We start from the raw sequence: 16,677 nt of genomic DNA on the forward strand, positions 1-16,677 counted from the left end.
GCCAGTTCGATGTTTGCGCGTTGTCGTCCAACGGCGTGGGGGAAACTGTGGATGTCATGGCGCGCTACCTCCGGTTCGAATCACTTGCCGCATTCGCCTGAGCGTGCAGCGGCTGATCCGCAACTCTCGTGCTCTGGACGTGGCCGCTTGACCGATGCAACAGAGACACCGGAACCCGTTCCACGTGCCACACGCGTTCGCAGTACTCACGAATCGCGCGATCCGATGAAAAGCGCCCGGATCGGCTGCAGGACAGGATCGACATGCGTTGCCAGCGCACGGTATCGGCAAACGCTGCCGACACCTGCTGCTGGCATTGAAAGTACGAGGCAAAGTCGGCCATCAGCAGATACGGGTCATGTTCCAGCAGACCATGGAACAGCGGCGCAAACAGTGCCGTATCGCCTTTAGAGAAGAAGCCGTGCTGGATCAGGTCCACCACGGCGCGCAGTTCCGGGCTGCCGTGATAGAAGTCGGCCGGATGGTAGCCAGCCGACAGGAGCCCCTGGACGTCAGCAGCATTGAGTCCGAACGAGAAGAAGTTGTCCGCGCCGATGGCATCGCGCAGTTCGATGTTGGCGCCATCCATCGTGCCGATCGTAATGGCGCCATTCATCGCGAACTTCATGTTTCCCGTGCCGGATGCCTCCTTGCCTGCCAATGAGATCTGCTCGGAGAGATCGGCCGCCGGATAGATCTTCTGCCCGTAGGTGACGTTGAAGTTGGGCAGGAACACGATCTTGAGCCGGTCGCGGACCTGCGGGTCGCGATGCAACACTTCGGCCACCGACGTAATGAAGCGGATCATCAGCTTCGCATGGTGATAGCCGGGCGCGGCCTTGCCCGCAAACAGGAATGTTCGGGGCTGCACGTCGGCGTGAGGGTCCGACTTGATGTGGTGATAGAGCGCGATGATATGGAGCGCGGCAAGGTGTTGGCGTTTGTACTCGTGGATGCGCTTGACCATCGCATCGACCATCGACGCCGGGTCCACCACCACGCCCGTGCAGTCGTGTATCAGCCGCGCCAGATCGCGTTTGTTCTCGCGCCGCACGGCTTGCCACTGCGCGAGGAAGCCCGGATCGTCGGCATACGGTTCGAGCGCCCGAAGCCGGTCCAGATCCTTGATCCAGCCGTCGCCAATGGCTTCGGTGACAAGTCGCGTCAGGCGTGGGTTCGACAGCGCCAGCCAGCGCCGGGGTGTCACGCCATTGGTGATGCTGGTGAACTTGGCCGGCCACATGGCATGGAAGTCGCGCAGCAGATCCTCTCGGATCAGCTGTGAATGCAGTTCCGCCACGCCGTTGATCGTATGGCTGCCAACACACGCAAGACTGGCCATGCGCACACAGCGCTCGCCATGCTCGTTGATCAGCGATAGCCGCGCCAGTCGCGAATCGTCGCCGTAGAACCATACACGGACCTCATCCAGGAAGCGGCTGTTGATCTCATAGATGATCTCCAGATGCCGTGGCAGGATTCGCCCGAACAGTTCGATCGGCCATTGTTCCAGCGCTTCGGGCAGCAGCGTGTGATTGGTGTAGGCAAACGTGCGGCGCGTGATGTCCCATGCTTCGTTCCAATGCAGGTCATGCTCGTCCATCAGCAGCCGCATCAGTTCCGCAATGCCAATCGCCGGGTGCGTGTCGTTAAGCTGCACGGCGAACTTCTCGTGGAAGCGGTTCACGGGAATGCCATGGGCCTCCAGCAACCGCAGCATGTCCTGCAACGAGCAGGCGACGAAGAAGTACTGCTGCTCGAGCCGGAGCTCCTTGCCCTGCTGTGTCTCGTCGTTTGGATAGAGCACCTTGGTCAGGTTCTCTGAGGTGATCTTCTTGCTGACTGCGCCAAGGTAGTCACCGCGGTTGAACGTGCCGAAGTCGAACGCTTCCGTGGCTTCCGCGCGCCACAGCCGCAATGTGTTGACTGTATTGACGCGGTAGCCAAGGATCGGCGAATCGAACGGCACGCCAACCACGGTCTTTGCCGGTATCCAGCGTACGCGGTAACGGCCATTGTCATCGGTGAAGTGCTCGGTCCGTCCGCCAAGGCGAACCTGCACCGCACAATCGGCGCGCTGGATCTCCCACGGGTTGCCACGGCGAAGCCACGTATCGGTGGTCTCCACCTGCATGCCGTCGATGATGTGCTGTTGAAAGATGCCGTACTCGTAGCGGATGCCATAGCCGATGGCCGGTATCTCGAGTGTGGAAAGCGAATCCATGAAGCAGGCCGCCAGCCGCCCCAGGCCGCCATTGCCAAGGCCCGGCTCCTCTTCCTGGGCAAGGATTTCATCCAGGTCCAACTCCAGCGTGGCCATGGCCGCACGGACTTCGTCGAAGATGCCCAGGTTGACGAGGTTGTTGCCAAGATGCGGGCCCATCAGGAACTCGGCCGAAAGGTACGCCACCGTACGTGACGGTTGCGCCTGGTAGGTCTCGGCCGTACTGATCCAGCGCTGCACAAGCCGGTCACGTACGGTATGGGCCAGCGCCTGGTAGAGGTCATTCTCGCTGGCGTGCCCGGGCAGCTTTCCTTGCGTATAGAACACGTGGTCAAGGAATGCGCGGCGGATCGTTGCGCTCGACATCGCGGTACGCGTGTCGTCGGTGTGTTCGGCGAGCGCCGTGGCAGAGTGGAATGGGTGGGGCATGTCAATCCTCCTCGCTGCACAGCGCCGTCACACGCGCCAGCACGTCGTCTCGCCGGAACATGGCTGGCACGTCCGCATCGAGCCGCCGCTGCCAGTTCGGATGGCCAGTGACCGTGCCCGGAATATTCGGTTGCTCGCGCAGCGCAAGCAGGTCCTCGGCAGGTACAAGGCGCAACGGTGTGCTCGCGCGCGACAGCCATCGCAGGATGGCCTCGACCGGAGCCCGATCCACAGGCGGCTCCTCGCCGTCCGCCACGCCGAGTCTACACATGGCTTGCCAGAGCGACGAGCGTTCGGTAGCACGTTCTGCAATCAGACCCGCTTCCGTTTCGTTCGTGCCCAACAGACGCAGCCGCGCACGCCATGCGATGTCCGTGCCACGCCACCAGCCGGCAATCGTCGGCAAATCATGCGTGCTGGTTGTGGCTACGGCGTCCCGGGGCCATTGGTCCGGAGGCAGGAACGGTGCCGCGGCTGCGGGTGCCATGTTGGGGGTGTCGCTCGTGTCACATGCGTCCGGCTCGCGTTCAAACCACAATACATCGATTCCGTACACACCGCGTGCCGAAAGTGCGGCATTGAATGCCTCGGGAACGGTGCCGAGGTTCTCGCCGATGATGATCGCGCGGTGCCGCCACGATTCGATTGCGACAAGCCGCAGCAGGTCGTCCATCGGATACGTCAGGTATGCGCCCGCAGTGGCAGGGGCCCCGGCTGGCACGATCCACATGCGCGCCAGGCCCAGCACATGGTCGATGCGCAGGCCGCCGGCGTGCGCCAGGTTTGCACGCAGCATTTCAATGAACGCGGCATAGCCGGACCGGCGCAGGCCGCGAGGCGAGAACACCGCCACGCCCCAGTCCTGGCCGCGCGGATTGTAGAGATCGGGTGGGGCGCCGGCATGAAAGCCGCCGAGGATTTCCTGCTGGCGCATCCACGCATGGCTGCCTGCGGGATCGGTGCCAACGGCGAGATCGGCGATGACGCCGATCGCCATGCCGGCCGCGCGGGCGCGGCGCTGGGCCACGGCGAGCCCCTCGGCAGTCAGCCACTGGAGGAATTCGTGATAGCCAACGGCATCGGCGTGGCTGGTGGCAAAGGCAGCGACGGCGGGATCGTCCGGCGTGCGCAGCGTCAGGGGCCAGTTGCGCCAGTCGGCGGCCTCGGCGCGCAATCCGGTGGCAAGCGGTTCCGCCTGGATCGCCTCGAAGCACGCGTGTGCGAACAGCGCCTTGCCGCCGCGCGCACCGAATGCCGCGAATGCCTGCCGTTGCTGCAGCGTAAGCAGTGCATCGCGATGTTCCCAGAGCCAGCGCAGCACCGCGTAGCGCATCGGCGCCAGTGTCGGCCAGTCGATGACCGGACTCGCTTCGGCAGTCGACAGCGCATTGCCGAGCCGCAGTGCCGCGACAGCCTGTTCGACCGCGTGCTGCCCGAAGACGCACGCCGGGTCTGCATAGAGCGCGTTGAAGAAGAGGCGACTCGATGGGGCGTAGGGGCTATAGCGTTCTGCCAGCCCCGCAAAGCCGGCATGCAGTGGGTTGATCGCAATGGCATCGGCGCCGGCCTGCGCCGCGGCCTCGGCGCAGTGTGCCAATGCGGTAAGGTCGCCCATGCCGGTAGCTGCACTGCGTCTCAGGCTATAGAGCTGCACGGCCAGGCCCCAGGGCCTGCGCGTGGGCACCGGTCGTGGCGAGTCGGCCAGCGCATCGGCGATGCCGAAACAGCGTCGCGGTGCGACAGCTATGGTGGTCTCGATATCGCCGAGCAGCAGGCGGTGGTAGCCCCATTGGTCGATTGGCGCGATCTCCATCGTGCCTTCGCCGGTGCGCTGAGCGATGCCTTCCACGATGGTGCCGTCCTCGCATTCCAGCTGGTAGGGCCGCTGGGAAAGCGTGTGCGTCCAGGGCACTGCAACGGGCGATCCCTGGTCGGCGGTGATCAGTGGCGGCAGCGGCTGCGTGGCATCCTCGGCAACCAGCCTGGAGAGCGATGCCTGGCATTCCCCGGCCGTGCGGCAGGGCAGGTCCAGCGCGTTCAGCACCGTACGGAGGGCATCCGTGGACAGCGTTTGAGGCCGCTTCCACGCATCGCGCCATCGCGTCTGCAGGCCTGCGCGATGGGCCAGCCGCACAAGGGGGTCTTCAAACGAGTCATCAAGCCGGTGGTGGGAACTCATGGCGTTGGCTCCTCGTCCCTGGGCACGGCGGCGATCAGCAATACCACCGCATGCGCGGCGACATTGCATACGGGGTTGCCGTCCGCATCGTCTGGCAGCGGCTCATCGTCAAGGTCAGGCGCCGCGCTGTCGAACAACAGCCGCCAGTCCTCGCCTGGCTCGGGCGGGTGAAACGCCACGTCATCGCCGCTGGCGTTCAGGCACAACAGCACTACCTCGACCTCGTCATCGGCACTGTGCGCCGCACGCCGCAGCGCAAGCGTGCGGCCCTCGGGGTCGCCCCATTGCTCGCTGGTCAGTTCGTTGCCATCGGGGCCAAACCAGGCAATATCCTCCAGCCCGGGCGCGGGGCGCGAGCGGCCATGTACGAACCGGCTCTCCGTCAGTACCGGCAATTGCTTGCGCAGCGCCATCAGGCGGCTCACAAGCTGTTGCATCGGCGCATTGGCCGGATCGGCGGCCTCGGTCCAGTCGAGCCAGGAAATCTCGTTGTCCTGGCAGTAGGCATTGTTATTGCCGCGTTGACTGCGGCCCCATTCGTCGCCGGCGGTGATCATCGGTGTGCCCTGCGCCAGCAGCAACGTCGCCATCAACGCACGCGCCACGCGGCCACGCGTCTCAAGTATCGCGTCGTCATCGGTCGGGCCGTCGATGCTGCCGTCCGGGCTCCAGTTCGCGCTGGCGTTGTCGTCCGCGCCGTCGCGATGGTCTTCCTGGTTGGCCTCGTTGCGCTTTTGCCGGTAGCTGACAAGATCGGCAAGCGTGAAGCCATCGTGCGCCGTGATGAAGTTCACGCTGGCCCATGGCTTGCGATGGTGGTGGTCGAACAGGTCGGCCGATCCGGTCAGCCGCGCGGCCAGTTCGCCGCGCTGGCCTGCATCGCCGCGCCAGAAGCGCCGCGCGTTGTCGCGAAACTTGTCGTTCCATTCGGCGAAGCCCGCAGGCTGGTTGCCGACCTGATAGCCGCCCGGGCCGAGGTCCCATGGTTCGGAGATCAGCTTGACGCGTGACAGCACCGGGTCCTGCAGGATGGCGTCGAAGAAGCCGGAGCCGGGGTCGAAGCCGTGGCTCTCGCGCCCGAGCGTAGTGCCAAGGTCGAAACGGAAGCCGTCGACGTGATAGCACTCGGCCCAGTAGCGCAGCGAATCCATCACCATCTGCAGCACGCGTGGATGGGAAAGGTTGAGCGTATTGCCGCAGCCGGTCACGTTGACGTAGTGACGCTCGTCGCCCGGTATCAGGCGATAGTAGCTGGCATTGTCCAGGCCACGCCACGACACGGTTGGCCCAAGCTCACTGCCTTCGCACGTGTGGTTGTAGACCACGTCGAGAATCACCTCGATACCCGCGGCATGGAGCCGGCGGACCGCCACCTTCACTTCGTTCAACTGCCGGCTGGCCAGGTACTGCGGCTCGGGCGCGAAGTATGCCATCGTGTTGTAGCCCCAGTAGTTCCGCAGGCCGCGCTCGACAAGGAAGCGATCCTGCAGGAATGCATGGACGGGCAACAGTTCGATCGCCGTCACACTGAGCCGGTGCAGATGGTCGATGAAACGCGGATCGGCCAGTGCAAAGAACGTCCCGCGCATGTGCGGCAACAAGTTCTCCCGCAGCATGGAGACGCCACGCACATGCATCTCGTAGATCGATGTCATTGGCCATGGCACGGCCGGCGGCCTGTCATCGTCCCACTGGAAACTGTTGTCGACGACCACGGCCTTGGGCATGCCTGGCGCGCTGTCGCGGCGGTCCGGCGTGAGGTCGGCGCGCGGACTGTTCAGCCGGTATCCAAACAGCGCGTCCGACCAGCGCACGGGGCCGCTCAGCAGGCGCGCGTATGGATCGAGCAGCAGCTTGTGCGGATTGAACCGGTGACCACGCACGGGCTCGTAGGGGCCGAAGGCCCGGTAGCCGTACAGCGTGCCGGGCTGCGCGTGCGGCAGGTAACCGTGCCAGACCTCGTCGGTGCACTCGGGCAGCGGCCAGCGCTGCACCTCCTTGTGACCGTTCGACGAGAACAGGCACAGGTCGATGCGTGTTGCATGGGCGGAGAAAAGTGCGAAGTTGATGCCAAGACCATCCCAGTGCGCACCCAGTGGATAGGGCTTGCCGGGCAGGAGACGGTCAATCGTGGCGATCGCCATGCAATACCCTCCCTATGCCGGTCAGGCGTGGTGCTGCCGGGGGCGCAACACCAGCGTGGCCAGCGGCGGCAGCGTCAATGCCAACGACGCCGGCTGGCCGTGCGACGGTGTCGCATCGGCCTCCACCTGTCCGTAGTTGCCCAGGTTGCTTCCGCCATAGCTTGCGGCGTCGGTGTTCAGGCATTCCTCCCACGCGCCGGGCAGCGGTACGCCGAGCCTGTAGCCATGGCGCGGCACAGGAGTCATGTTGACGACAACCAATACAACCTCGCGGCTGGGCGGCGCGGCGCGGCGCAGGTACGCGAACACGCTGTTCTGATGATCGTCTCCCACCACCCACTGGAAGCCATCGGGCTGGTGGTCCATCGCGTGCAACGCGGGAAGGTCGCGATAGAGCCGGTTCAGATCCCGTACGAGCGAATGCACGCCGCGGTGCGCTGGCTGGTCCAGCAGGTCCCAGTCGAGTTCCGCATCGTGGTTCCATTCGCGCCATTGCCCAAATTCGCCGCCCATGAACAGCAGCTTCTTGCCCGGATGGGTCCACATGAAGCCGTAATAGGCGCGCAGGTTGGCAAAGCGCTGCCAGTCGTCTCCGGGCGTCTTGCCGATCATCGAACCCTTGCCATGAACGACCTCGTCATGCGACAGCGGCAATACAAAGGCCTCTGACCACGCGTAGACCATGCCGAATGTCATGTCGCTGTGGTGCCACGCGCGGTGGATTGGTTCGTGCGACAGGTAGCGCAGCGTGTCGTGCATCCAGCCCATGTTCCACTTGAAGCTGAAGCCAAGTCCGCCCGATTCCACGCTGGCGGTGATGCCGGGCCATGCTGTCGATTCCTCGGCAATCATCAGCGTGCCCGGGCAGCGTTGGCGCACGACCGTGTTCAGCTCGCGCAGGAAGGCTACCGCTTCAAGGTTCTCCCGGCCGCCAAAGCGGTTGGGCACCCATTGCCCGGGCTCGCGGCTGTAGTCGCGGTACAGCATCGACGCCACGGCGTCCACACGCAGCGCATCGATATGGAAATGTTCGAGCCAATGCACCGCGCCGGCCAGCAGGAAGCCGCGCACTTCATTGCGGCCAAGGTTGTAGATCAGCGTGTTCCAGTCCTGGTGATAGCCTTCGCGCGGGTCCTGGTGCTCGTAAAGCGCCGTGCCATCGAACTGCGCCAGGCCATGCGGGTCGGTCGGGAAGTGTGCGGGCACCCAGTCGAGGATCACGCCGATCCCTGCCTGATGGCAGCGATCGACGAAGGCGGCGAACTGTGCGGGAGAGCCCAGCCGTGCCGTTGGCGCAAACAACGACAGCGGTTGATAGCCCCATGAGCCGCCGAACGGATGCTCGGTGATCGGTAGCAGTTCGATATGGGTGAAGCCAAGATCGCGGACATACGGGACCAGCTGTTCCGCCAGGATCTCCCAGCCGCGCGCGGTGTCGTTGGCAGCGCGTTGCCATGACAGTGCATGGAGTTCGTAGACTGACATTGGCGCCGCGTAGACATCGGTCCGTGTGCGCTGCGCCTGCCATTCGGCATCGTTCCAGCGGAACGGCGGGGCGCCGTGACCTGAACAGGCCACGACCGAGGCCGTTGCAGGCGGCATCTCTGCGGCCTGCGCGAGCGGGTCGGCCTTGTCGGGAAGCGCTTCGCCGTGCGGCCCGATCAGGTCGTACTTGTAGCGGCTGCCGGCGCTGGCCCCCATCGCGTTCGGAATGAAGATTTCCCACACGCCGGAGCCGTGGCGCAGCCGCATCGGGTGCCGCACCGGGTTCCAGCCGTTGAAGTCGGCAATCACCGAGACGCGCTGGGCATTCGGCGCCCACACGGCAAAGCGCACGCCGGGTTCGCCGTCCACGATCAGGCACTGGGCGCCCAGGCAATGACCGAGTTCGAGATGGCGGCCTTCGTTGAACAGGTGCAGGTCGAAGTCGCCAAGCAACAGGCCGAATGCGTACGGGTCGGCGCTGGTCTGTTCGCTGCCGTCGGCCCAGTGGATACGCAGGCGGTAATCGTGCTGGGCGGGCTGCAAAGGCAACTCGTCGGGGAGCCGGCCCGCGAACACGCCTTCGCCATGCAGCGGCGTCATTTCCGCAACGGTCGCGCCGTTGGCGTCGGTCAGGTGCACCGACGCCGCCCCGGGCAACATGGCGCACACCACCACGCTGTGTTCGTCCCGGTGCGGGCCAAGTACGCTGAACGGATCGGCCAGCCGGCCCGCCACGATTGCGTCGATGACCGGGGCCGGCAGCGTTGGTGCCGGCACGTCGAGGGTGGGCATATCAGACCTGGGCATCGGCATCTCCCAGCAGTTTGCGAATCAGGCGGGCAAGGCCGCTGGTCGGCAGGTCGATCCATGCGACGCGGTTGGCGGCTTCATAGCCGACTTCGTAGGCGGCACGCTCGAGCAGGAACAGGTCGAGCAGCGGGCGCAGCTGTTCCGGGGTGACCCATGGACGCTCCAGCGTGGCCATGGTTTGCTGGTAGCCCTCCAGGAACGCTTCGCTGGCCGTATCGCGGAACTGGTCGAGCAGGGCCGCGCGACGTTCGGCCAGTTCCGGTGGCAGCGCGGCATGCGTGCGTTCCTGGCGATCGGTGCCGACGGTCGCGGCGGCGTAGTCAAGGGAGCGCAGCAGCCCCGCTACGTCGCGCAGCGGCGAGGTCTTGCGGCGACGGAACGCCAGCGGCTGACGCGGCTCGCCTTCGAAGTCAACGATGTACGCGTCGTTCTGTGCGATCAGTACCTGTCCCAGGTGGAAGTCGCCGTGAATGCGCGACTGCAGGCTACCCGGTGCTGCCGTGGCCAGACCAGCGACAAGCTCGGGCAGTTTGTCCCGCGACGCGAGCAGCGCTTCGATATCGTCTGCAAAGTTGCCGGTGGCACTGGCGCGGCGTTCATCGAGCAGATCGAGCGCTTCATTGAGCAGGTTCAGCGCCTCGTCGGCCCAGTCGCGAGCCTGCTTGCTGGTGGCGGAATCCGATGCGAACGCCGGGTCGTCGGTGGGCGCGGTCAGCACCGCGTGCAGTTCGGCCAGCCGCCTGCCCAGCGTGCCGATCATCGTCGCGTAGCCGCCCATGGCTTCGGCGAACTCGCTTTCGCCTTCGGCGGACGGCAGCGCATCGTCGATGGTGCGGCCCAGGTAATCCAGCGTCCAGTCCCAGCCATCGCCCTGGTTGGGGATGTAGCCTTGCAGCAGCATCAGCGTGTGCGGTGTGCCATCGGTGCCGGTGCGTACGATTTCGCCTAGCAGCGGTGCCGCGTGGGCGTACTCGTGGCTGGTCAGGTAGCGTGTCATCTCAGCTTCCGGATGGACGCCGCCGGCCACACGGCGCACCAGCTTGAGCACTGCCGTGTTGCCATACACGAGCGAGCTGTTCGATTGCTCGGCGGACATCCATTGCACGGGTTCGTCATCCAGCGCGGTGGTTGCGATGCCGGGCTCGGGAAGAAAGCGGATGACGCCGCGCGACGTGCTGGCCTCGGTGCTCTCGCGCAGCGCCCGGACAAGCGCGCGTGCATAGGATTCGATGACGAAGCCATCGGTGATGATGCCAACGCGGCTGCCACGCCGTATGCGTGCCATTGACAGGCCATTGACGAGTTGCGACATGCCATCGGTGCTTTCGCGGTCCCACAGCAGTGCCATGGGGAGCTGGTAGCACTCGGTGTGGCCGGGCATGGCGACCTCCACTTCACAGTGCCAGATATCCTCGCCGTCGCCTTGTACGATCGGCCAGCCGTATGCCACGGTCACGTGGTCGATGCGCTTGCCCTTCGACGCGAACCAGCGGCGCCGGGCCAGGTAGTTGGGCAGCACCTCGGTGGTAAGCGTGCGCCGCGCGGATTCGGTCAGCCCGGGCTGGCCGTTGTTCTGCAGCACCAGCGTTACCTGTTCCACCAGTTGTTCGGGGGCCTCGACATGCCACGCTGGCGGCTGCGCATTTTCGCTCAGCACGAACCAGTAGAAGCCGTAGGGCGGCAGCGTCAGCAGATAGGTCAGTTGGCCGATTGCGGGGAAGGTCGTGGCACCGAGCATCTCCACCGGTACACGGCCTTCGAATTGCGACAGATCCAGCTCCACGGCCTGTGGTGCGCGGGACAGGTTGGCCACGCAGAGGATATGTTCGTCGTCGTATTCGCGCAGATAGGCCAGGATCTTGCGATTTCCGGGGAACAGGAAGCGCAGCGTGCCGCGCCCGAATGCGCGGTGCTGGCGCCGTAGCGCGAGCATGCGGCGCATCCAGTTCAGCAGCGAATGCGGGTCGCGCGTCTGGGCCTCGACGTTGACCGCTTCATAGCCATAAAGCGGGCCCTGCAGCGGTGGCAATACCAGCCGTTCCGGATCGGCATGCGAGAAGCCGCCATTCCGGTCTGGCGACCATTGCATCGGCGTACGCACGCCATCGCGGTCGCCCAGATGGATGTTGTCGCCCATGCCGATCTCGTCGCCGTAGTAGATCACGGGCGTGCCGGGCATCGAGAACAGCAGGCTGTTCATCAGTTCGATGCGGCGGCGGTCACGCTCCATCAGTGGCGCCAGGCGGCGGCGGATGCCGAGATTGATACGCGCGCGGCGGTCGGACGCGTAGACCTCCCAGAGGTAGTCACGCTCGCTGCCAGTAACCATCTCCAGCGTCAGTTCGTCATGGTTGCGCAGGAAGATCGCCCACTGGCAAGTGGGCGGCACTTCAGGCGTTTGCCGCAGGATGTCGGTGATCGGGAAACGATCCTCGCGTGCAATCGCCATGTACATGCGCGGCATCAGCGGAAAGTGGAATGCCATATGGCATTCGTCGCCTCGGATGCCGTCGGGGCTGGCCGCGCCCGTGACGTCTGCGGTGCCGCCGCCGCTGGCGCCGCCAAAGTACTGCTGTGCATCCTCGGGCCACATGTTGGCTTCGGCCAGCAGCATGCGGCCGGCATACCGTTCATCGAGGTGCCGCCGTATCTTGCGGATCAGCTCGTGCGTTTCGGGCAGGTTCTCGTTCGACGTGCCTTCGCGCTCGACGAGGTACGGCACGGCATCGAGCCGCAGCCCGTCCACGCCGATGTCAAGCCAGAAGCGCATGACCGACAGCACCTCGTTGAGCACGTGCGGATTGTCGAAGTTGAGGTCCGGCTGGTGGGAATAGAAGCGGTGCCAGAAGTAGGCCCCGGCTTCGGCGTCCCAGCTCCAGTTCGACTTTTCGGTATCGCAGAAGATGACACGCGTACCCGCGTAAGTCTGATCGTCGTCCGACCATACGTAGTAGTTGCGCGCGGCCGAGCCTGCCTTGGCCTTGCGGGCGCGCTGGAACCACGGGTGCTGGTCCGAGGTGTGATTGATGACCAGTTCGGTGATGACGCGCAGGCCACGCGCATGGGCTGCGGCAACGAAGCGGCGCGCCTCGGACAGCGTGCCGTAGTCCGGGTGCACGTTGCGATAGTCGGCGATGTCGTAACCGTCGTCGCGGCGCGGCGACGGATAGAACGGCAGCAGCCAGATCGTATCCACGCCGAGATTGACGAGGTAGTCGAGCTTGGCCAGCAGGCCGGCGAAGTCGCCCACGCCGTCTCCGTTCGCATCGAAGAACGACTTGATGTGCAGTTGATAGATGACCGCATCCTTGTACCAGAGCGGGTCGGCGTTGAGCAGCGCGGCGCTGGCGCGATCGGATAGTCGCTTCATGCCGTCTCTCCCGGTGTCTGTATCGGCCTGACGTGCCAGAGCGAGAACGGAAGCTTCCCGGGGTCCAGGCGGATGTGCTGGCGCTTGCCATGCCATGTGAATCGATGACCCGACATCTGGTCCTGGGCGTCGAGCGAGGCGTGGTCCGGCAGGCCCCACTCCCATAGCGGCAGTTCAATGTCCGCGTCGTGCGCCTGGTACGGGTCGAGGCTGATCGCGGCCAGCAGCACGTCGTCGCCGAACACGGCGCCGGTGGCACTGCTGCCGGGGACGAAGCGTGCAAAGTAGAGCACCGCGCCGTCGCTGGCGTGGTAGAAGCGCACGCCCAAGTGGCTCTGCAACGCGGGATGACTCGCGCGAACCTGGTTCAGTCGCGAGATCTCGGCGACGATATTGCCGGGCTGGGTCCAGTCGCGCACGCGCAACTCATATTTTTCGGCGTCGAGGTACTCCTCCCGTTCCACCCCATTGAGGACCAGCGGTGCGCTCTCGCAGACTTCGAAGCCGCTGTACATGCCCCAGAGCCCAGACAGCAGCGTGGCCAACGCCGCGCGGATCAGGAATGCGGGGCGTCCTCCCTTGTGAAGGAAGTACGGGTTGATATCGGGCGTGTTGACGAAGAAGTGTGGCCGGTAGAACTCGCGCAGCGGAGTCTGTGTGAGTTCGGTGATGTACTCGGTCAGTTCAGCCTTGGTGTTGCGCCACGTAAAGTAGGTGTAGGACTGCGAGAACCCGAGCTTGGCCAGCCGCGCCATCATCTTGGGGCGCGTGAACGCTTCGGCCAGGAACAGCGTGTCGGGATACCTGGCGCGTACGTCTGCAATCATCCATTCCCAGAACGGCAGCGGCTTGGTGTGCGGGTTGTCGACCCGGAAGATACGCACGCCGTGTTCGACCCAGAACAGCACCACATCGCGCAAGGCAGTCCATAGCTGCTCGCGAGCCGGCGGCGCAACGTAGAAGTCGACGTTGACGATGTCTTCGTACTTCTTGGGCGGATTCTCCGCGTAGCGCAATGTGCCGTCTGGCCGGTGCGAGAACCATTCTGGATGCTCGCGCAGCCACGGATGGTCAGGTGAGCACTGGATGGCGAAGTCGAGCGCGATCTCGATGCCCAGGTCGGCCGCCGCGCGGCGCAGGCGCTGGAAGTCATCGAACGTGCCCAACTGCGGGTGGATCGCATCGTATCCGCCTTCGGCGCTTCCAATGGCATAGGGGCTTCCAACGTCACCGGGCGCGGCCTTGAGGTTGTTGTTCTTGCCCTTGCGATGGGTCTGGCCAATCGGGTGGATCGGCGGGAAGTACAGCACGTCGAAGCCCATCGCACGGATCGCCGGCAGGCGCCGGATCACGTCGTCGAACGTGCCGTGCCGGTTGACATCGCCACTCTCCGATCGCGGGAACAGTTCGTACCAGCTTGCGAAGCGGCCAGCCAGGCGGTCGGCCTCCACGGGCATGATGACTGGGTGGCGGCTTGCGAATGGCCTGCCCGATGGCGTATCCATCGAAGCGCGCATCGCTGCTTCCGTGCGCGGCGACAGCAGGATTTCCAGCCGCAAGCCATCGTTGCCCGCGGCTGCATGAAGGTCGGCGACGATCGCGTTCGACCCGGGAATCGCACTCGCTTCGGGGGCATTCAGCGCGCTGGCGACCAGCCGCGCACCTTCCTCGATTTCGAGCGTGATATCGACGCCGGCCTTTCTCTTCTTGCCGACTTCGTCGAGCCAGCTCGCAAAACCGTCGCGCCATGCTTCCACCGTAAATTCGTGGCGGCCAAGTGCCATCATGGGAAAGCTGCCACGCCAGCGATCATTGACAACGTGCTCCATCGGCGACGCGTGCCAGCCCTGCTCGCCGGGCGCGCGCCACAGTACGGCTGCCGCAAGCTTGTCATGCCCATCCATCCAGATATCGGCGCCTACCTCCACACGCTCGCCAACGGTGCGTCGCACTGCAAAGCGCCCGTTGTCTGCGGATGGCGAGAGGTTCTCGATGGCGATGCGCGATGCCTGCAAGGCGGCGGCCAGGTCACGATCCGTCGCGCTGGACCGTGCCGTGGCGATCGTGATTGGGGTGACGCCCTTCGGTATCGCTTCGTACAGGCGGATATCGGCCGGGGGCAGCGTGATCGTGCTGCACGGATCAAGGCAGTTAGCGGTATCAAGCAATCCGCCTGGCCCGCCGTTCGCTGCCTTGAGCAAGCCCGATGGCTCGGGCAGCGCGCCCAGCACGCGGTCGGCGCCGAGCGAAGCCGGATGAACTGGACAAGGGTTCAGGACTATCGCCAATGCCGGCGCATCGGTGGTGCCGTTGACTTCATCGCCACCATTGGTCCCATTGGTCCCATCTGCTCCATTGGCCGTGCGTCCGGGTACGCGTGCAAGCACGGTCAATGGCGCGTCGGGGCCGCTGACTTGCCGGACCGCGATAGCGGGCTCCGGGTCGCGTGCCGCAAGCCATGTGTTGGCTTGCGTGACCTCATGGGTCAGGTCATAGGGGGCGTCAATGATGGCGGTGGGATCTGCGCCATTCGCCAGCATCGGCGTTGAATCATTCAATGCCGCGCCGGTCTCGTACCCGGCGGGCACCAGCCAGCCATCGCCAAGCGCGGCTGCCGTCCATAGCGCGCGGCGAGCAACGAGTACGTCGGCACCGTCGGGCGCCAGCGCGGGCGCCGTCAGGACGCGTCCAAAACGGCGCAGGCGGGCAAATTCCTCTGCCAGCCACACGCTGCGATAGTCCCACCAGGGCAATGATGAGAACGCGCCGTCGAACGGGGCGCTTGCCAGATCGTCAAGCTGCTCCGGCGTCGTGCCCGGTGTCCAGGCAAGGAAGACGATGTCTCCGTCGCGGCGCACGGTATCGATCAGTTCGGTCCAATGCCGTCCGGCCACGCGCGCGGGCGCGCGGCAGCAGAATCCGGCCACGCCGGTTGCTACTGCTTCGTCAAGCTGGGCGCTCCACCACGCCACCAGTTGTTCGGCAATGGCGTCGTCAAACCAACGCAAGCGCACGCCGCGCAGATGGCTGTCAGTCGCATGAGGGGCGCCCGCCGGGCGTGCATGATCGATCCACCCGTCATGCATGCCGGCCGAGTCGTTCGGAAAACGATCGAGTGCGAGTTCGAGCAATGGTGCCAACCCGCGGTCTCGGCACGCTTTCACCGCGGCCGCCAGACAGCCGGCTCGCACTTGGGGCACTGACCAGCCGCTGAGCAATACGTGGTCGAATCCGAGTGACGCGGTTCGCGCCAGTGTTTCGTCATCGACCGCCCGCGAGTCGGTCAGGTTCAGTTGGCAGATTCGCACGTTGGAAGTCCCTGGCGTTGCGTACCCAGGAACGACACTGCGCGCGAGCGAGTTCGCTTCCATGACGTCTTGAGCAGGCTGTGCCGACACCGATGCAACGGCCGGGAATGCTTCAACCGCGGGGCAGCAAAGGCCAGATTGAGTCAGTCATTCTTGTGTTCTAGTTGCGATCGATCTTGGCGGATGTCGGGCGATGTCCGATTCTCGCAAGACCTCGTGCGCTGAACTGCTCAATGTGGATACCGGGGCCATGTCGACGCACGTGCATGCGTCGCCGTGGCCGACGGCAGATATGGACGGCAGATATGGACGGCAGATATGGACGGCAGATACGGACGGCAGATACGGACGGCAGATACGGACGGCAGATGCGGACGATGTGGAGTGCTACGCCGGCCGCGCGCGGGGTGGCGCGACAAGTGTCGGAAGGACAGGTGTCGGAAGGTGTCGGATTGCGGATTGACAGGAAGCCGCCCCTGCACAGACAGGGGTGGCTTCCGAAATGGTGCCCGAGGCCGGAATCGAACCGGCACGCCTTTCGGCGAGGGATTTTCTTCCCACTTCGGCTTTCGCCGCCCGCGCTTGCGCGCCGTTCGTGGGCTGGAGCACGCCTTCACCATAGCCTTGCGGCCGTAGGTGCCCGCCGTCTGCTCTCTACACCTTCCCGGCCATGGGCCTGGGCTTGGCTCGGCGTTGGCTCGGATGCCGGGGCATCCAGGGCTTTCGCC

At 64.9% G+C, this 16,677-nt stretch carries 6 protein-coding genes; all 6 read right to left on the reverse strand.

The window, feature by feature from the left end; translation table 11 throughout:
* Window positions 1–64: 64 nt before the first annotated feature.
* From B552_RS0125095 to B552_RS0125120, 6 genes are read right to left on the reverse strand one after another with little or no spacing between them, the layout of a single operon-like run.
* Complete coding sequence (locus tag B552_RS0125095; RefSeq protein ID WP_019451815.1) at window positions 65–2,653, reverse strand: glycogen/starch/alpha-glucan phosphorylase; 2,589 nt, start codon at window positions 2,651–2,653, stop codon at window positions 65–67.
* Window position 2,654: 1 nt separating this feature from the next.
* A complete protein-coding gene (malQ, locus tag B552_RS0125100) occupies window positions 2,655–4,832 on the reverse strand; it encodes a 4-alpha-glucanotransferase (protein WP_019451816.1) in 2,178 nt (725 codons plus the stop codon).
* Window positions 4,829–6,976, reverse strand: a complete 2,148-nt coding sequence (glgX, locus tag B552_RS0125105; protein ID WP_019451817.1) for a glycogen debranching protein GlgX — start codon at window positions 6,974–6,976, stop codon at window positions 4,829–4,831. Before glgX ends, malQ begins: the two co-directional genes overlap by 4 nt.
* A gap of 21 nt (window positions 6,977–6,997) precedes the next feature.
* Window positions 6,998–9,253, reverse strand: coding sequence for a 1,4-alpha-glucan branching protein GlgB (glgB, locus tag B552_RS0125110; protein WP_019451818.1), 2,256 nt, complete (start codon window positions 9,251–9,253; stop codon window positions 6,998–7,000).
* Window position 9,254: 1 nt separating this feature from the next.
* Entirely contained in the window at window positions 9,255–12,641 is a 3,387-nt protein-coding gene (treS, locus tag B552_RS0125115; RefSeq protein ID WP_019451819.1) for a maltose alpha-D-glucosyltransferase, read from the reverse strand.
* Complete coding sequence (locus tag B552_RS0125120; RefSeq protein WP_035880328.1) at window positions 12,638–15,949, reverse strand: alpha-1,4-glucan--maltose-1-phosphate maltosyltransferase; 3,312 nt, start codon at window positions 15,947–15,949, stop codon at window positions 12,638–12,640. Before B552_RS0125120 ends, treS begins: the two co-directional genes overlap by 4 nt.
* Between the last annotated feature and the right edge of the window lie 728 nt (window positions 15,950–16,677).

It is taken from the genome of Cupriavidus sp. BIS7, from assembly GCF_000292345.1.
Lineage (GTDB): Bacteria > Pseudomonadota > Gammaproteobacteria > Burkholderiales > Burkholderiaceae > Cupriavidus.